Here is a 17,499-nt window from a genome sequence, read left to right on the forward strand (position 1 = left end):
GGGCCTCCCCCGCATCCCGCGGGGGAGGCCCTGTGCGTCGGTTCGTCTCCCGACGCCGGCCGTCTCCTGACGTCCGTTCGTCTCCTGGCGTCGGTCGTCTCCTGGCGTCGGCTCGCCGTTGCCCGGAGGGCGGCCGGCGGACGGTCAGGCGGCGGGAGGTCAGGCGGCGGGAGGTCAGGCGGTGGACGGGTTCGGCGGGAAGGGGGGCTGCGGGGCCGGGTGGTACCCGTACGGGGACTGCCCGGCCGGGGGGTGCGGGGCGGCCGGGTTGACCTCGGTCCGGTCCGGATCCGGGCCCGGGGCGGCCGGGCGTGGGAGCGTCAGCTCCGGGGCCGTCGGGTTCGGGCCGCTCGGCGCGGTCGGGTTCGGGTTCGGGCCCGGATCCACCGCGGCCGGACCGCCCGGGGCCGCCGCCCGGCCCGCCGGCCCGGCCTGCGCCGGGAGCGGATCGGGGCTCGGCGGCGCCGGTTCCAGCGCCGTGCGCCCGGCCGAGTCGCTCAGCTTGATCAGCAGCGCCACGATCAGCCAGTTCGCCAGCAGCGACGAGCCGCCCGCCGCCAGGAACGGCAGCGCCTTGCCGGTCAGCGGCACCAGCCCGCTCACCCCGCCGACCACCACGAACACCTGCAGCGCCAGCGCCGTCGACAGCCCCGTCGCCAGCAGCTTGCCGAACGGGTCGGTCAGCCCGACCGCCGTCCGCAGCCCGCGCTGGACCAGCAGCAGGTACACCAGCAGCACCGCCGTCACCCCGGCCAGGCCCAGCTCCTCGCCGATCGTGGTGAAGACGAAGTCGCTGCGCCCGGCGAAGCCGATCAGCCACGGCCGCCCCGAGCCCAGGCCCGTCCCGGTCAGGTGCCCGGTGCCCAGGCTGAACAGCGCCTCGGCGGGCTGGTCGGAGATGATCGCCGGGTCGTGGTGCTCCTTGTAGATGTCGAGCGGGTGCAGCCAGGCCTCGACGCGCCCGTGCACGTGCGGCTCCACGGTGCCGACCACGGCCGCGCCGCCGACCGCCATCAGCAGGCCGAGCACCACCCAGCTGGTGCGCTCGGTCGCCGCGTACAGCATCACGACGAAGACGCCGAAGAAGATCAGCGAGGTGCCGAGGTCGCGCTCGAAGACCAGCACCAGCAGGCTGACCACCCAGATCGCCAGCACCGGGCCGACGTGCCGCCCGCGCGGCAGGGTCATCCCCCAGATCTTCCGGCCGGCCAGCGCGAGCGCGTCCCGGGAGGCCATCAGATAGCCGGCGAAGAAGATCGTGATCGCGACCTTCACGAACTCGTCCGGCTCGAAGGAGAGCCCGAACAGGCGGATCCAGCGCTTGGCGCCGAAGTCCTCCGGCCGGCCCGGGAAGAACGCGGGCGCCGCCAGCAGGATCAGCGCCCCCGTCATCAGCAGGTACACGTACCGCTGGAAGAACCTGTGGTGCTTGATCAGCGCGATCAGCGCGATCGCCACCGCGACCGAGACGAACACCCACATCAGCTGCGAGGGCGCGGCCGGGAGCTTCTGGTAGTCGCCCTTCTTGGCGTGCGCCGCCGCGTAGGAGATGTCCAGCCGGTCCAGCAGCATCAGCCCGAAGCCGGTCAGGAAGACGCCCAGCGGCAGGATCAGCGGATCCGCGTACGGGGCGAACCGCCGCACCGCCAGGTGCGCCGCCCCGGCCAGTCCGCCCAGCGCCAGGCCGTGGACCAGCAGCCCGGGCGGCATCTTGCCGGTCAGTGCCAGATCGGCGTCGATGTGCCCCGCCAGACAGACGGCCACCGCGAGCGCCAGCAGGCCCAGCTCGATGTTGCGGTGGCGCGCCGCCAGCCGGCGGCCCTCGCCGCGTGCAGTGCCTTGCACCCTTGTCGTCCCCTTGTCATCACCCGCGTGGCCGGTATCGCCGACGGTGCATCCTGCCAGACGAACACGGCCCTGCGCCGGTTGCGGTCCGGGGGCCGTCGAGGCCGGAACTTTGCCTGGGCAAAGCTTTTTCCGGGCTCGGTAAAGCTTTGTTCAGGCGCAGGTATAGAGGCGGGCCCCGGGCGCGGCGGGCCCCGGCCGGGAGGCCATCATGGCCGGGGCGCCGCGGTCCGGTCCGCGGCGCCCGACGGACCGCCGGACGGCGCCGGCGGCGGCAGGGCGCGAACGAGGTGGGCGGACGGATGGACGGCGCGGTGCGAGTGCTCGCCTACAGCGGACCGCCGCCCTGGCAGTGGTCCGACCTGGCCACCGCGTGGACGGCCGAACCGCTGGTGCTCACCCTCTCCGTGCTGCTCGGCGGCTGGTACCTGGCCGCGGTGCGCACCGTCCACCGGGCCGGCGGCGAGCGCTGGCAGCCCTCCCGCACCGCCGCCTTCCTGGGCGGGCTGCTGCTGTGGATCTGGTGCACCTGCTCCGGCCTCGGCGTGTACGAGCGGATCCTGTTCACCGACCGGGCCGTCCAGGTCGTGCTGCTGCTGATGCTCGTCCCGCTGCTGCTCGCCCTCGGCGCGCCGGTCTCGCTGCTGGTCGCGGCCGCGCCGCCGGCCCGGCGCGAGCGCATCCTGCGGGCGCTGCGCAGCCGGCCGTCCAAGGTGCTGATGTTCCCGGCCGTCTCCACCGCGCTGCTGATGGCCCCGCCGTGGCTGCTCTACTTCACGCCCTGGTACGAGGAGTCGGTGTCCAGCGCGTTCGGGAACGTGCTGCTGCACCTGGCGCTGGTGCTGCTCGGGCTGGCGTACTTCTGGCCGCGGCTGCAGATCGACCCGGTCGGGCGCGAGTACCCGCACCTGGTCGGGCTGTTCATCACCTTCGCCGAGGTGATCTTCGACGCGGGGCTCGGGCTGGTGCTGATCTACGGCGGCCACCTGGTCGCCGAGCACTACTACGTGGCGCTCGGGCGGCCGTGGGGGCCGAGCCTGGCGCAGGACCAGACCTGGGGCGGCAACATGCTCTGGGTGCTGGGCGACCTGGTCGGGCTGCCGTTCCTGGCCGCGCTGGTGCGGCGGATGGTGGTGCAGGGGCGGGAGGAGATCAAGGCGGTGGACGCCGAACTGGACGCCCGTTTCGAGGAGGCCGCGGCGCAGGCGCAGGCGGCGGGGCTGCCGGCCGAGGAGGAGGCCGGGATGCGGCCCTGGTGGCTGGACGACCCGAACCTCAAGCACCGGTACGGCGGGTAGTCGGCTCCGGTGGGTTCCTGGGCGCGGGCCCGCACTTTTGTAGGTCCAATGTTGGTCCCTTGTGGATCCCTTCACCGCGTTTCCGCAGGTCAAAAACCACTTGGCCCCGCCACCCCCACCAGCTAGCGTTTGTCCCGTCCAGATCGGGGGCCTTCACGGCCGCCCGAGGAGTAGAGAGCAGGAGGTGAACCCCGTGGTCGTTGTCGCCCCGATAGCTGCCTTGGGCAGTACTCGCGTTCACCTCCTCTTCCCGGCCGCCGGCTGACCTTTTCCGCGCCAGCCGCAGCCCGCCGGGATCATCTCCTCCCGAAGGGCCCACTGCGTTGTTCAACGCTGCCTCCACTTCGTCGTTCCCCTCCACCTCCCCCTCTGACGAGCTGCCGCTGTCCGGCTACGGCTGGACGCCCGAGCTCGCCGAACTCTTCACCCCGCTCGCCGAGGCCGGGCTGATCCCGGCCCGGATCGTCCGGGTCGACCGCGGCCAGTGCGACGCCGTGCTCGCCGATCCGGAGACGGGCGAGCCGCGCACCGTCCGGCTCGACACCCGCCCGGTCGGCGACGCCGACATGATCAACTGCCCGTGCACCGGCGACTGGGCTGCCGTGGACCTCCACGCCCAGCCGATGGCCGCCGTCACCGCACTGCTGCCCCGCTCGACCGCGATCATCCGCAAGGTGGCCGGCAAGCGCTCCGACGGCCAGGTGCTCGCCGCCAACGTCGACACCGTCCTGATCGCCGCCTCGCTCGCCGCCGATCCGGACCTCGGCCGGATAGAGCGCTTCCTCGCCCTGGCCTGGGAGTCCGGCGCCGACCCCCTGGTCGTCCTCACCAAGGCCGACCTGGTGGACGACGCCGAGTTCATCCGCGCCGACGTCGAGGCGGTCGCGCCCGGTGTCACCGTGCTCGTGGTCAGCGCCGGGACGGGCGAGGGCATGGATGTGCTGCGCGCCTGCGCGCCCGGCACCACGGCCGTGATCGGCCAGTCCGGCGTCGGCAAGTCCACGCTCACCAACGCGCTCGCCGGCGTCACGGCGATGGCCGTCCAGGAGGCCCGCTCGGTCGACCAGAAGGGCCGCCACACCACGACCACCCGTGAACTGATCCCGCTGCCCGGCGGGGGTGTGCTCATCGACACCCCCGGGCTGCGCGAGGTCGGCCTCTACGGTGGCGAGGGCGTGGACCTGGCCTTCGCCGACATCGCCGGACTGGCCGAGGAGTGCCGCTTCCACGACTGCGGCCACCACACCGAGCCCGGCTGCGCGGTGCAGGCGGCGCTCGCCGACGGCACCCTGCCACAGCGCCGGATGGACAGCTACCTCAAGCTCCAGCGCGAGAACGAGTGGATCGCCTCCCGCTCGGACGCCCGACTGGCCTCGGCCCGGGCGAAGAAGTGGAAGTCGCTCTCCAAGTCGATGCGCGCCGCGGGAGGCTCCGTGAAGCGCTGACCAGGAAAGCCGACAAGGAAATCAGGGGGCCGTGGCCGGCCTCCGCCCGGGCCACCCGGCTCGGCGGAGGCCGGGCGGGCCGGCAGCCGGAAGTGCTTCAGGGCCACTGCGGTGGCGTCGTCCACGGTGAAACCCGGGTCACCGAGGGCGGCGAGCCGCCCTGGCCGGCGGCCAGACCGCGAGCAACGCGCGCGTGCGCCGAGCGCTGCGGCGCGGTGCGGTCTTCCCCCGGGGTGGCCTCGGGGCGGGCTCTCCGGTGCGGGCGTCCCCGCGCGGGTCTCCGGGTGTGGGTCTCTCGGTGTGGGGCCTCCGGCGTGGGCGCCGGTGTGAGCCCCTCGGTGCGGGCTCCCTGCGTGGTCCTCCGGCGTGGTCCTCCGGTTGGGCCCCCAGCATGGGCCCCCAGTGCGGGCCTCCGGTGCGGGCCCTCCGGGCCGGTGCTCGGGATGGGTGGGTGGAGGTGGGCGGAGGGTGGGGTGGGGGAGGGGGGAGGGGGAGGGCCCCCAACGGCCATGTCCGATTCCCGCCAGTCACCCCCCGCCCCAGTGCCGCAGACTGGACAGCGTGATCGACGACGACATCCGGTACCGAGCCGTGGACAGCCGAGACGCCCGCTTCGACGGCGTCTTCTTCACGGCCGTCACCTCCACCGGCATCTACTGCCGACCGAGCTGCCCCGCCGTGACCCCCAAGCGCGTCAACTGCGTCTTCTACCCCAGCGCCGCGGCCGCCCAGGGGGCCGGCTTCCGGGCCTGCCGCCGCTGCCGCCCCGACTCCGTGCCGGGCTCCCCGGAGTGGAACCACCGCGCCGACCTGGTCGGTCGCGCGATGCGCCTGATCGGCGACGGCGTGGTGGACCGCGAGGGCGTCGCGGGCCTGGCCAGCCGCCTCGGCTACAGCTCCCGCCAGCTCCAGCGCCAGCTCATCGCCGAGCTGGGCGCCGGCCCGATCGCGTTGGCCCGCGCCCGCCGCGCCCAGACCGCCCGCCTGCTGCTGCAGACGACCGAACTCCCGGTCACCGACATCGCGTTCGCCGCCGGCTTCGCCTCGGTGCGGCAGTTCAACGACACCGTCCGCGAGGTCTACGACCGCACCCCCAGCGGTCTGCGCGCCGAGGTCGTGGCCGGCCGCCGCGTCGCGACGCCGGCCGGCGGCCTCACCCTGCGCCTGGCCTACCGCGGCGCGCTCGACAGCGACCACCTGATCGACTTCCTCGCCCTGCGTGCCGTCCCCGGCGTGGAGGAGGTCGTCCCCGGTCCGCGCCCCGGCGTCCGCACCTACCGGCGCACCCTGGCGCTCCCGTACGGGCACGGCATCGCCGAGGTCGACGGGCTGGCGCCGGGCGAACCGCGCACCCGCGGCTGGCTCGACTGCCGCCTGCTGCTCGCGGACCTGCGCGACCTCCCGACCGCCGTCCAGCGCCTGCGCGGCCTGTTCGACCTGGACGCCGACCCGGACGCGGTCGACGAGCAGCTCGGCGCCGACCCCGTGCTAGGCCCCCTGGTCCGGGAACGCCCCGGCCTGCGCTCGCCCGGTCACGTGGACCCGCACGAGCTGGCCGTCCGCGCGGTGCTCGGCCAGCAGATCACGGTCGGCGCCGCCCGTACGCTGGCCGGCCGGCTGACCGAGAAGTACGGCGCCGCGCTGCCCGAGCCGAGCGGCGGCCTGCGGCTGCTGTTCCCGACGGCGGCGGTGCTGGCCACCGCCGACCCGGAGGACTTCGCGATGCCCGCCGCCCGCCGCCGCGCGCTCACCGGCCTGTGCGCGGCCCTGGCGGAGGGGTCGGTGCGACTCGACGGCGGGGTGGACCGGGAGGAGTCCGCGGCCAAGCTGCTGGCCCTGCCCGGCATCGGCCCCTGGACCGTCGGCTACCTGAGGATGCGGGCCCTCGCCGACCCCGACGTCTTCCTCCCGGGCGATGTGGGCGTCAAGCACGGCCTCGTCCGGCTCGGCGCCCCCGGCGACCCGAAGAGCGCCGCCCGCGCGGCCGAGGCGTGGGCCCCGTGGCGCTCCTACGCCGTGCACCGGCTGTGGGCCGGGCTCGCGAGCGCCAGCACTGGAACGGAGAAGGCAGAGGCATGAGTACCACCGTCTACACCACCATGGAGAGCCCGTTCGGCCGGCTGCTGCTGTCCGGTGTCCTGCCCGAGGGCGGCGGCGCGGCGGCGCTGGCCACCGTCACCGCGCCCGGGCAGAAGTACGCGCTGCCCGAGCCCGCCGACGACTGGGTCTTCGACCCGGAGGCGCTCGCCGAGCCGGTCGCCCAGCTGACCGCCTACTTTGCGGGCGAGCGCACCTCCTTCGACCTCCCGCTCGCCCCGGTGGGCACCGAGTTCCGCCGGCGGATCTGGGCCGCCCTGGACGAGATCCCGTACGGCGAGACCGTCACCTACGGCCAACTCGCCGATCTGGCGGGGGAGTCGCCGCGCGCGGTGCGGGCGGTCGGCGGCGCGGTGGGCGCCAATCCGCTGCTCATCGTCCGCCCCTGCCACCGCGTCATGGGCGCCAACGGTTCGCTGACCGGCTTCGCGGCGGGCGTGGACTGCAAGCGCCGGCTGCTGGAGCTGGAGAGCGGCACGCTGTTCTGACGCGTCCGCCCGGGCGGCGGCGCGGCTCAGCCCGCCGCCGCCCGCAGGTCCACCCGCCAGTTGTGGCTGCGCATGAACCGCCCGGGCGGGAACTCGAAGTCCGTCTCGCCGACGAGGTTGAACCCGGCCTTCGCGCAGACCGCGTTGGAGGCCGGGTTGTCCACCGAGGGGAAGGCGTGCAGGTGGCGGTGGGCGGCCTCGCGGCGGGCGGCCGCGACGGCGGCGCGGGTGGCGGCGACGGCGATGCCCCGCCCCTGGTGGCCGGGCAGAACGTTCCACCCCATCTCGTGGACGGTCTCGCCCTCCCAGGTGCGGGTGCCGTAGCCGACGGTTCCGACAGCCTCGCCCTCGGGGAGCAGCACGATCCGGTACATGCAGCCCAGGCCGGACGGGACGAAGTCCAGGTAGCGCCGGTGCCGGACGAGGAGTTGCTCCTCGGTCTCCGGGCCGCCGACGTGCTTCTTCATCTCCGGGGTGTTGACCCGGCGCAGCAGTGCGAGGTCGGCGTCCGTCCAGGGCTCGATCAGTACCTGTGCTGTGTTCATGCCGGGGACGGTAGCGGTCCGTACGGGTCGGCGACCAGCGGTTTTGCAGGCGTCCGGGGGTGCTGACCGGGGTTCGGCCCCGGGTTGGGTCAGGGGCCAGGCCCGGCCGGGGTTCAGGCCTGGTCGGGGCCCTGGCCGGCCTCGGCGAGGGCGCGGGCGAGCTGTTCGAGGGCGGGCAGGGCGTGGACGACGGCGTCGCGGTCGGTGGGGTCGAGGGTGTCGAGGGCGGTGGCGATGCGGCGCTCGTGGGCGCGCTGCCAGTCGTCGAGCTGGCGCCGGCCGGCCGGGGTGAGGGCGATGCGGGCGGTGCGGCGGTCGCCGGGGTCGGCCTGGCGGTCGACGAATCCGGCGTCGAGGAGCTTGCCGATCAGTCCGCTGACGGTGTTGGGGGCGAGCCGCTGCCGGGCGGCGAGTTCGCCGACCCGCAGGGGTGCGGCGGCGAGGGTCTGGAGGAGTTCGACCTGCGCCATGGGCAGGGACTCCCACGGGTAGTCGGTGCGGATGCTGCTGCGCAGGGCGCGGCGCAGGCGGGTGACGGTGTCGGTGAGCCGCCGGGCGTGGTCGACCGCCGTTTCGGGGGTTTCGGTGGCGGGGTCGGGGACGTGTGGTGACGACGGCATGGCGGACAGCGTATCGCCTGGTACGGGCCGGTCCGGCGGGTTGTCCACCGTTGAGCGGGGGCCTCCCGGAGCTCTGCGGAGCTCGGTGGAACTCTGCGGATCCCCTGGGAGCTCCGTGGAACTCCCCGGGATCCCGTCGGAAGGCGAGCAACTCGTAGAAAGAACATATCTGCATCCGATATATTTGTGGCATGAACGCCACCGCTCTTGCCGCGCGGCTGCTCACCGAGCGGCCCCGGCCCCGCGGCATAGCCGGCTGGCGTCACGCCCACTGGCTGGCCGTCGGCACCGTCTGCCTCGGGGCCTTCCTCGGCCAGCTCACCGCCAGCGTCACCGCCCTCGTCTTCCCGGCCCTCGGCCGGCACTTCGACGCCGGCTTCGCGGCCGTCGAATGGGTCGCCCTCGCCTACCTCCTGGTACTGGTCGCCCTGCTCGCCCCGGTCGGCTGGCTCTCCGACCTCATCGGCCGCAAGACCATGTACCTCGGCGGCTTCGCCGTCTTCGCCCTGGCCTCACTCGGCGCCGGATGCGCCGGCAGCCTCGGCGTGCTGGTCGCCTGCCGGGCCGTCCAGGCCGTCGGCGGCGCGATGATGCAGGCCAACAGCGTCGCCCTGGTGGCGCGCGGCGTCCCGGAGCACGCGATGCGGCGCGCGCTCGGCATCCAGGCGGCGGCCCAGGGGCTCGGTCTGGCGCTGGGCCCCAGCCTCGGCGGGCTGCTGGTGGAGCACGCCTCCTGGCGGTGGGTGTTCTGGATCAACGTGCCGATCGGGGTGCTGGGTATCCTGGCCGGCTGGTTCCTGCTGCCCCGCACCCGCACCGGGCCCCCGCCCGCCGCCAGTACCGGGCAGCAGCTCGCCGCCGGTACGGGGGGCCCGCCCGCAGGAGCCACCGCGCGCCTGCCCGCTCCCCGCACCGAGGACGGCCCGCTCGCGCCGGGCGTGGCGAGCCCGCCCGCCACCGCATCCGGCGGCCGCTTCGACCTGGCAGGCCTGCTGCTGCTCACCGGCTCCACCACCGCGCTGCTGCTCGCCCTGTCCACCGCCTCCGGACTGCCGCTGCCCGGCTGGGCCGCCGCCGCACTGCTGCTCGCCGCCGCCGTCCTCGCGCTCGCGCTGGTCCGTCAGGAACGGCGGGCCGCCCGGCCGATCCTGGCGCCCGGCCTGGTCAACACCCCCGGGGTGCGGTCCGGGCTGGTGGTTTCGCTGATCGGCTACCTGCTGCTGTTCTGCCCGCTCGTGCTCGGCCCGGTGCTGCTGACCGGCGTGGGCGTGCCGGTGGCCCGGGCCGGCCTGGTGATCACCCTGCTGCCCGCCGCGTTCGCGCTCGCCGCGACCGTCGGCGGCGCGCTGCTGCCGCGCGGCTGGTCGGACGTCGCCCGCTGCCGTGCGGGCGCGGTGCTCGCGGGCGCGGGGCTGCTGCTGTTCGCGCTGCTGCCGGTCTCCGGGGCGGCCGTGGCGGTGCCGCTGCTGCTCGCCGGCTACGGGCTGGGACTGCTGCTGCCCGCCAACAACGCGCTGGTGATGCGGGCGATCCCGGCGCAGTGCTCGGCGGTCGGCGGCGGCATGGTGAACATGGCCCGCAGCCTCGGGACGGCGCTCGGCACCGCGCTGCCCGTCCTCGGGGTCCATCTGGCGGGCCCGGCGGCCGGCGGCCGGACGGTGCTGCTCGCTCTCGCGGCGGTCGCGGTGGCGGCCGTGGCCCTGACCCGGCCGGTCCGCCAGGCCTGAGCCGGGACCTCTTCCTCTGAGCCTCCGACCCCTGAGCCTCCGACCCCTGAGCCTGAGAGCCCCTAAGCCTCCGAGCGGACGTTCAGTGCGTCCTGGGCCCGGTTGAGGCCGCGCCGCACCAGCGTGTCCAGCGCGTCCGCGCACCGGTCCAAAACCCCTGGCAGGGCGGCCTGTTCGTGGTCCGAGAACTTCTTCAGCACGAAGTCGCCGGCGCTCTGCCCCTTCGGTGGGCGCCCGATGCCGAAGCGCAGCCGTACGAAGTCGGGGGTGCCGAGCACCTCGCCCACCGAGCGCACGCCGTTGTGGCCGCCGGGGCCGCCGCCGCGCTTGAGCCGTCCGGTGCCGAACGCGAAGTCCAGGTCGTCCTGCACGACCACCAGGTGCTCGACCGGGACGCCGTAACGCCGCAGCAGGCCGGACACCGGTCGGCCGGACAGGTTGATGAACCACTGCGGCTTGGCCAGCACCACCCGGTGGCCGTCGACCTCGATCTCCGCCACCAGGGCGCCGATCCCGCGCCGCCGGAACCGCGCGCCGTACCGTTCGGCCAGCCGTTCCACGGTCAGGAAGCCGGCGTTGTGCCGGGTCAGCCGGAACCACGGGCCGGGGTTGCCCAGTCCGGCGATCAGCCAGGGTGCGGCGGGGGGCATCGGGAACTCCAGGGGCTTGTCGCGGACGCGGGACGGCCGGGGCACGGTACGCACGGTACGGGACCGTCGACCGCGCCCCGGCCGTCCGAGGACACGCGCAGTGGGGTGGGTCAGGACTCGGGCACGCCGGGGGCGGCGCCGCGCTCCGTGAGCATGTCGGTCATCAGCTGCACCTCCGAGGTCTGCGCGACCACCATCGACTGGGCGAGCCGCTTCTCGGCGTCGTTCTTCGCCAGGTCCACATAGCCCTGGGCCATTTCGACGCCGCCCTTGTGGTGCTGGATCATCAGCTGCAGGTAGTACACCTCGGCGTCCCGCCCGCTGAGCGAACGCAGCTTCGCCAGCTGGGTGTTGGTGGCCATGCCGGGCATCAGCGAACCGTCGTGGGCCTGGTAGTCGTGGCCCATCCTCATCCACGCCATCGGCTTGGCCGCCGAGTGCTGCGGTAGCCCCCACTGGTCGATCCAGCCCATCATCATCCCGCGCTGGTTGGCCTGGGTGTTGATGATGTCGAAGGCGAGGGTGCGGGTCGGGTCGTCGCCGGTGCGGTCCCGGACGATGAACGACAGGTCCACCGCCTGCTGGTGGTGGGTCGCCATGTCGCGGGCGAACCCGGCCTCGGGCGAGTCGTCCGCCGGGACGGCCACCGAGGCCGACCCGGACGCCGACGTCCCGCTCGCCACCAGGGCGGGCACCCCGAGGGCCAGCGCGAGGGCGGCGGCCAGCGCGGCCGGCCACCACAGCCGCCGACGGGCCGGGCGCGGCGCCCCGGCCTCGTCCGCGAACTCCTCGGCGGCGTGCTCGGAGCCGTCCTCGGGCAGCGCCGCGTCGGCGGTCACATCTGCCCCATGGTGCAGGAGGCGCCCGGCTCCTGGGTCTGCTTGCCCTGGACGTACTTGGTGAAGAACTGGTTCACCCGGGGGTCGCTCGCGCTGTCCACGATCAGCTGGGTGCTCCAGGCGTTCAGGGTGATGGCGCCCTTCTCGTCCGGGTACGGGCTCATCAGCGAGTACGGGGTGGTCTTGACCTTGTCGGACAGGGTCTTGATGTCGTCCGGCGTCGCCTTGCCGTTGTACGTCACCCAGACCGCGCCGTGCTCCAGCGAGTGGACGGCGCGCTCGTTCTCGACCGGCTGGTCGTAGACGTGGCCCATGCAGTCCAGCCAGATCGCGTTGTGGTCGCCGCCGACCGGCGGGGTCATCGGGTAGCTGACCTTGTCCTTGACGTGGGTGCGGCTCAGCTCGCCGAAGGTCTGCACGCCCGGGATGTCCGCGTTGGCGGCGGCCTGCTCCTTCTTCTTGCTCTGGTTGGCGTCCATGACGATCCAGGTGCCGGTGGCGATCGCGCCGATCACCAGCACACCGGCCGCGACCGAGGCGATGACCTTGTTGCGGCGGTCGCGGCGCTGCTCGCCGGCGCGCAGCTCGGCTATCCGGGCGCGGCGGTCGGTCGGGCCGGGCTTGCCGGACTGCTTGCCGGACTGCTTCGAGGCGGAACCCATGGTGGTTGTCCTTGTCCCCGCCGCGCACTGCTGGTGGCGCGGCGGTCAGCTGAAAGAAGGGGAGGGGCGGATCCGCCGGCGGATGCCGGGCGGTGGGTTCCGCTCAGGACCGGTGTACTTGCAGCTCGTGTAGATCGGGTGCCGGATGCGGACCGTCCAGCAGCCCGGCGGGCACCACTCTGGGCAACGCCTCGGCTGCCGGCGCGAGCGGTGACGCGGCCGGCTGCGGATGCGGCGGCGGGTTCGGCAGCTGGGCGTCCTGCGCGCAGTACGGGTGGCTGGAGCAGCCGTTGTCACGGCGGGGCTGCCCGCCGTCGGCGGTGCACCACGTCCAGTGCCGCTGCTCGCCGGCGCGCTGGCGCTGGTCGGAGGCCTTGGCTGCGGGGCCGGCGTGCGGGGCGTGACTGGAGACCGTCGTGACGGCGGTGACGGTGACGGCGGCGGTGACGGTGGTCGGCATCGGAGCGGCGTGCGCGCCGACCGCCTTCGACTGACCGGCGCACGGCAGCGTCGTGAGCAGCGCGACCAGCAGCAGAACCCACAGCACACCCACCGGGCGGCCCGCCGGAGCGGCCCTCCCCGGTCGAGGTGAGCTGGGGGCCGACGCGGTCATGCGCACATTTAATCAGCCGAACGAGTGAAGCGATGCCCCTCCTCGACCCCCATTTTCGGCCGCTCCCGGACCCGAACACCCCGGAAACGCCCTGCTCCGGGCACATCCGGCAAGCAGGGACGGAACGGGACCGAACGCAGGGGTGAACCCGGGGGTGGACGCAGGGGCGGACGCGGCGCCGGACTCCCCGGTGAAACCCGAGGTCGACGCGGTGGCCGGGAACGGCCCGGCGCTGACCGGTTGTCGCCGAAACCCGGACAGCGTCGTTGCACTTGGAGACAATGACGTCGAGTCCGGCCCCGCCGGGGGCGGCGCGACCACGGACCGACCAGGAGCCGCCAGATGAGCAAGCAGGGTGCCCCCGCACAGCCGCACCGGCCGGACGACGGCTGGTGGGAAACGGTCTACGACGGCCCGGCGGGCACCCTCCCCGACACCCCGCACGCGGACCCCGGCGACGGCAGCGTCGACGACTGGTTCGATACGGCAGTCGGCCTCATCGGCCAGCAGCGCACGGCCGAACCGGAGCCCGTTCTGGACGCGGAGCCGGTTCTGGAGTCGGAGCCGGTGGCGGCGGAGTCGGCGGCGGCGGTGCCGGTAGCGGACGAGGTGCTGGAACGGGACAGCATCGACGACTGGTTCGACACCGCGATCGGCGTCATCGGACCCCAGCGGACGGACGAGGAGCCCCACGCCACCGTCCCCGCCCCGGCCATCGCTCCTGACGCCCCGGGACCTGAAGCCGAGACCGCGCCCGCACCAGTTGTCGCCCCGGTCTCCCTGGACAAGCCCACCCCCGAGCCCACCCCCGAGCCCACCCCCGAGCCCGAGGCCGAGGCCGAGCCCGAGCCCGAGCCCGAACCCGAACCCGAGGCCGAGCCCGAACCCGAGGCCGCCGCCGAGGAACCCGAACCCGCCCCGGAACCCGACACCCTCGCCACCGCCACCGCCACCACCACCGTCCCCGACTCGCGCCCGGCCGTCCGCTCGCCGCTCGCCGACGGCGCCCCCACCGTGCCGCACATCGGCGAGCGCCCACCGACCTACGGGCCGGAGCCGACCGCCGTCCCGGAGGCGGATCCGGGCGTCCTCGGGGCGCTGGTGCCGGACACCGTCCTGGAGGGCGCCCAGTACGGGTCGTCCGTCCTGCGCGCCGTCTCCGTCCGCGGCGACTCCGCCCGCTTCCGGGGCGAGTCACGGCGCGACGCGCTGCTGGTCACCAGGTTCGGGGACGGCCCGGACGGGCTGCTGCTCGCCGTGCTCGCCGGCATCGACCGGACCGGCACCGCCGCGGACGAGGCGCTCCCCCCGGAGGCCGTCGCCACCAGCACCCGTGAGGCCTGCCGCCATCTGGCTGCCGCGGTCGGCCGCAGTCGCGAGGGCCTGGCCGCAGACCTGCGCGACGGCGCCCGGGACCGGCTGCGCTACGGCCTCCAACGGCTCGCCACCGGCGCCGTCGCCCCGCTGCGCGCGCTCGTGCCCGGAAACGAGGAGGACGGCACACCGTCCCCGGCCTCGCTGCACTGCCTGCTGTTGTCGCTCGACCCGGCGGCCGGCCACCGGGCGGCCTTCGGGGTCGGCCCGGGCGGGCTCTACCTGCTGCGCTCCGGCCACTGGATCGACGCCTACGCGGCCCGCCTGCTGCACCACCCGGACGGCCAGCAGCCGCCGGAGGAGCCGAGGCCGTTCCGCTTCCGGCTGGTCCCCGCCACCCCGGGCGACGTGCTGCTGCTCTGCACCCCCGGTCTGGCCCGCCCGATCGCCGACGAGCCGGCCGTCGCCCACTTCCTGTCCACCCACTGGGCCCACCCGCATCCGCCCGGCACCGTCGACTTCCTCCGCCAGGTCCAGGTCCGCGCCAAGGGCTACGCCGACGACCGTACGGCCGCCGCCGTCTGGACCGACTGACGACCGACTGACGACCGAATGGCCGACCGGACGCCGACCGCGCACCAGGCGCCCGACGCCCGGTCAGCGCGCCTTGGGAAAGGCGGCGCGCAGCGCGGAGCCGCGGACGGTGACCGCGGCCCGGAGGACGGGCAGCATGCAGACGACCTGCACGGCGGCGTACCAGGGCGGGCAGACGCCCGGGATCAGGTCGACGCCGATGATGGCGATCGGCATGATGACGGTGAGGGCGCCCAGCCGTTCGAAGGCCCGGCGGGACCCTCGGGATGCGGCGACCGCCAGCCGGTGGAGCAGCACGGCGACCACCGGCAGCAGCACCGCCCGGACCCACATGAACGTGTTCACCGGGTGGCCGTTGCCCGCCACCGCGACGACCGCCAGGAACGCGACGGCGCCGAGCGCGCCGTAGACCTTGACGCAGGCCGTCACCGTGCCGAAGGCCCGCCGGGTACGGGGGTCGTGGAGCAGCGCCGCCTCGGGCGTGCCGGGCATGTCGCTGCCGGGCATGTCCGTGCGGTGGGCGTTCGTGCGGTGCATCTTCGTGTGGTGCGTGTCCGTGCGGTGCGTGTTGGTGTCCATGTCCACCGACGCTACGAACCGCCCGGCCGGGGCGGTATCGGTCTGGGCCCACACGTGGGTGGGGCCAGCCCCACTCCCCGGCCGATCGGGGCGGTGGCGGGCTCGGCGCGGTGCACAGTGGGAGCACCGTACGGAAGGGGAGAGACGTGGGACGGCTGGGTTCGTGGGTGGCGCGCGCCGGGGTGGGGTTCGTGCGGGCGTGTGTCGTGGCGGCCGTCTGCCTGCTGCTGCCGGCCGTGTGGGCCGCGGCGGTGGCGCTGGGGGTCTGGTGGGGGGCGGGCAACCCGTGGTCGTGGACGGCGCCGTTCGTGCTGGTGGGCGTGGGCACGCTCGCCCTGCCCCGCCCCGTCTGCCGGATCGTCCGCTTCCTCGTCGCGCGGTGGACCGCCACGGTGATCCCCGCCGGATACCGGCAGGCCGGGCCGGTGACGCGGATGTCCACCGGGTTCTGGTGGAACGGCTTCTCCTACGAGCGCACCCGCCGGGACGCGCTGATGGACCAGCGCTGGCGGGTCCGCTGGCGGGACCCGGCGAACTGGCGCGACCTGCGGTTCGCGGGGATCGCGCCGTTCACCGCCGGTCTGCTCGCGTGCCTCCCGCCGGCCGGGGTGGTCGTGGCGGCCTGCGCGGTCCTCGGGTTCGGCGGGCCGGAATCCGCCGCGGGCCTGGCCGGGGCGCTCGGCGCGGTCGTGGCCGTGGCCTCCGCCCCGTACGCCTGGCGGCCCGTCGTGCCGGTGGCGGTCCGCTTCCTGCGCCCGTCGCCGGCGATGGCGCTGGCGGAGCGGGTCGAGGAACTGACCGCCCAGCGCGCGGACGTGACGGTCGCGCAGGCCGCCGAGATCCGCCGGATCGAACGGGATCTGCACGACGGGGCGCAGGCCCGCCTGGTCGCGCTCGGGCTCTCCCTGGCGACCGCCGGGAAGCTGATGGAGCGTGACCCCGACCAGGCCAGGGCGCTGATGCGGGACGCGCAGGCCGGTGCCACCGCCTCGCTGGCCGAACTCCGCGACCTGATCCGGGGGATCAGCCCGCCGGTGCTGAGCGAGCGGGGGCTCGTCGACGCCGTCCGCGCGCTCGCCCTGGACGTCCCGCTGGAGGTGGCCGTCAGCGCCGACGCCCTGTTGCGCCTGGACCCGCCGATCGAGTCCGCCGTCTACTTCGGCGTCGCCGAGCTGCTGACCAACGCCGTCCGGCACGCCGGGGCGTCCGGGGTGCGGATCTCCCTCACGCGGGACGGCACCGGTGTCGCCGCCGCGGTCGTCGCCGAGGTCGAGGACGACGGCCGGGGCGGGGCCGACGTCCGGGCCGGCGGCGGGCTGGCGGGCCTGCGCCGCCGGCTCGCGGCCTTCGACGGCACCCTGGAGGTCACCAGTCCGTCGGGCGGTCCGACCCGTGTCAGGATGACGGTGCCATGCGAATCGTTGTAGCCGAAGACCTCTACCTCCTGCGCGACGGGATGGTCCGCCTGATCGAGGCCTGCGGGCACCAGGTGGTGGCCACGGCCGCCACCGGGCCCGAGACGCTCGACGCGTTGCGCAGGTGGCGCCCGGACGTGTCCGTCATCGACGTCCGCATGCCGCCGACCCAGTCGGACGAGGGGCTGCGGGCGGCCCTCGCCGCCCGCGGCGAGATGCCCGGGCTGCCGGTCCTCATCCTCTCCCAGCACGTCGAGCAGCTGTACGCCCGGGAGCTCCTGGCGGACGGCTCCGGCGGCGTCGGCTACCTCCTCAAGGAGAGCGTGTTCGACGCCGACCAGTTCATCGGTGCCCTGGAGCGCGTCGCGGACGGAGGGACGGCCATGGACCCGGCCGTCATCGCGAGACTGCTGTCCAACACGCCACCGAACCGGGGGCTCGAACGGCTCACCGAACGCGAGTACGCCGTGCTGGGGCTGATGGCCGAGGGGCTCTCCAACCAGGCCATCGGCCGCCGGCTCTTCCTGAGCGAGAGCGCCATCGGCAAGTACACCACCGCGATGTTCGGCAAGCTCGGCATCACCGACGACGACGACACCAACCGCCGCGTCCGCGCCGTCCTCACGTACCTGAACAAGTCCTAGGGCGTGTCTTCAAACTCCCGCCTGCGCGCCGGCGTTGGGGCACGCACCTCGCCGCGTTGTCGTCAGTCGCCGATGGCCCCCAGCCTTCGGCCGGGAGGTGCCCCCACCGCATGGACTCCCTCCT

At 74.5% G+C, this 17,499-nt stretch carries 16 protein-coding genes; 8 read left to right on the forward strand and 8 right to left on the reverse strand.

Features of this window, described 5'->3' with window-relative positions; genetic code table 11:
- Positions 1-174 precede the first annotated feature (174 nt).
- Positions 175-1,845: an FtsW/RodA/SpoVE family cell cycle protein gene (locus ACFVHI_RS35565; protein ID WP_380346111.1), complete on the reverse strand. Its 1,671-nt coding sequence runs from the start codon at positions 1,843-1,845 to the stop codon at positions 175-177.
- 302 nt (positions 1,846-2,147) lie between these two features.
- On the opposite strand from ACFVHI_RS35565, the gene ACFVHI_RS35570 reads away from it, so the two are divergent.
- The 4 genes from ACFVHI_RS35570 to ACFVHI_RS35585 all read left to right on the forward strand — a co-directional run bounded on the left by ACFVHI_RS35570 (position 2,148) and on the right by ACFVHI_RS35585 (position 7,173).
- Entirely contained in the window at positions 2,148-3,143 is a 996-nt protein-coding gene (locus tag ACFVHI_RS35570) for a cytochrome c oxidase assembly protein (RefSeq protein WP_079135508.1), read from the forward strand.
- A gap of 323 nt (positions 3,144-3,466) precedes the next feature.
- Positions 3,467-4,588, forward strand: coding sequence for a ribosome small subunit-dependent GTPase A (gene rsgA / locus ACFVHI_RS35575; RefSeq protein ID WP_380346113.1), 1,122 nt, complete (start codon positions 3,467-3,469; stop codon positions 4,586-4,588).
- A 561-nt stretch (positions 4,589-5,149) separates the two neighbouring features.
- Entirely contained in the window at positions 5,150-6,667 is a 1,518-nt protein-coding gene (locus ACFVHI_RS35580) for a DNA-3-methyladenine glycosylase 2 family protein (RefSeq protein ID WP_380346115.1), read from the forward strand.
- Positions 6,664-7,173 carry a methylated-DNA--[protein]-cysteine S-methyltransferase gene (locus ACFVHI_RS35585; RefSeq protein WP_380346117.1) on the forward strand — a complete coding sequence of 170 codons (510 nt, stop codon included), beginning with the start codon at positions 6,664-6,666 and terminating at the stop codon, positions 7,171-7,173. The genes ACFVHI_RS35580 and ACFVHI_RS35585 overlap by 4 nt, the downstream gene beginning before the upstream one ends.
- Before the next feature lie 26 nt (positions 7,174-7,199).
- Here the strand turns inward: ACFVHI_RS35585 and ACFVHI_RS35590 are convergent, their stop codons facing one another.
- The gene (locus tag ACFVHI_RS35590) at positions 7,200-7,718 is read right to left on the reverse strand and encodes a GNAT family N-acetyltransferase (protein WP_380346119.1); all 519 of its coding nucleotides are present in this window, start codon (positions 7,716-7,718) and stop codon (positions 7,200-7,202) included.
- Between the two features lie 113 nt (positions 7,719-7,831).
- On the reverse strand, positions 7,832-8,338 hold the full coding sequence (locus tag ACFVHI_RS35595; protein WP_063347089.1) for a MarR family transcriptional regulator: 507 nt from the start codon (positions 8,336-8,338) through the stop codon (positions 7,832-7,834).
- 191 nt (positions 8,339-8,529) lie between these two features.
- Here ACFVHI_RS35595 and ACFVHI_RS35600 point away from each other — a divergent pair, with 191 nt between their 5' ends.
- Positions 8,530-10,065: an MFS transporter gene (locus tag ACFVHI_RS35600; protein ID WP_380346121.1), complete on the forward strand. Its 1,536-nt coding sequence runs from the start codon at positions 8,530-8,532 to the stop codon at positions 10,063-10,065.
- A 62-nt stretch (positions 10,066-10,127) separates the two neighbouring features.
- Here ACFVHI_RS35600 and pth read toward each other — a convergent pair whose 3' ends face one another.
- The 4 genes from pth to ACFVHI_RS35620 form a co-directional block, all read right to left on the reverse strand.
- Entirely contained in the window at positions 10,128-10,715 is a 588-nt protein-coding gene (pth, locus tag ACFVHI_RS35605) for an aminoacyl-tRNA hydrolase (RefSeq protein WP_380346131.1), read from the reverse strand.
- A 110-nt stretch (positions 10,716-10,825) separates the two neighbouring features.
- Positions 10,826-11,458, reverse strand: a complete 633-nt coding sequence (locus ACFVHI_RS35610; protein ID WP_063351021.1) for a DUF305 domain-containing protein — start codon at positions 11,456-11,458, stop codon at positions 10,826-10,828.
- 92 nt (positions 11,459-11,550) lie between these two features.
- Positions 11,551-12,216, reverse strand: coding sequence for a DUF3105 domain-containing protein (locus ACFVHI_RS35615; RefSeq protein ID WP_063347086.1), 666 nt, complete (start codon positions 12,214-12,216; stop codon positions 11,551-11,553).
- 103 nt (positions 12,217-12,319) lie between these two features.
- Complete coding sequence (locus ACFVHI_RS35620) at positions 12,320-12,829, reverse strand: hypothetical protein (protein ID WP_380346123.1); 510 nt, start codon at positions 12,827-12,829, stop codon at positions 12,320-12,322.
- 342 nt (positions 12,830-13,171) lie between these two features.
- Between ACFVHI_RS35620 and ACFVHI_RS35625 the strand changes: the two genes are divergently transcribed.
- Positions 13,172-14,737 carry a hypothetical protein gene (locus tag ACFVHI_RS35625; protein ID WP_380346125.1) on the forward strand — a complete coding sequence of 522 codons (1,566 nt, stop codon included), beginning with the start codon at positions 13,172-13,174 and terminating at the stop codon, positions 14,735-14,737.
- Between the two features lie 63 nt (positions 14,738-14,800).
- Here the strand turns inward: ACFVHI_RS35625 and ACFVHI_RS35630 are convergent, their stop codons facing one another.
- Complete coding sequence (locus tag ACFVHI_RS35630; protein ID WP_380346127.1) at positions 14,801-15,316, reverse strand: hypothetical protein; 516 nt, start codon at positions 15,314-15,316, stop codon at positions 14,801-14,803.
- Between the two features lie 146 nt (positions 15,317-15,462).
- On the opposite strand from ACFVHI_RS35630, the gene ACFVHI_RS35635 reads away from it, so the two are divergent.
- Together ACFVHI_RS35635 and ACFVHI_RS35640 are read left to right on the forward strand one after the other, a co-directional pair.
- Entirely contained in the window at positions 15,463-16,743 is a 1,281-nt protein-coding gene (locus tag ACFVHI_RS35635; protein ID WP_380346129.1) for a sensor histidine kinase, read from the forward strand.
- Positions 16,728-17,375, forward strand: coding sequence for a response regulator transcription factor (locus ACFVHI_RS35640; RefSeq protein WP_063347082.1), 648 nt, complete (start codon positions 16,728-16,730; stop codon positions 17,373-17,375). The genes ACFVHI_RS35635 and ACFVHI_RS35640 overlap by 16 nt, the downstream gene beginning before the upstream one ends.
- The last annotated feature ends 124 nt before the right edge of the window (positions 17,376-17,499 follow it).

Origin of the sequence: Kitasatospora sp. NPDC127121 (assembly GCF_042677305.1) — a bacterium.
Lineage (GTDB): Bacteria > Actinomycetota > Actinomycetes > Streptomycetales > Streptomycetaceae > Kitasatospora.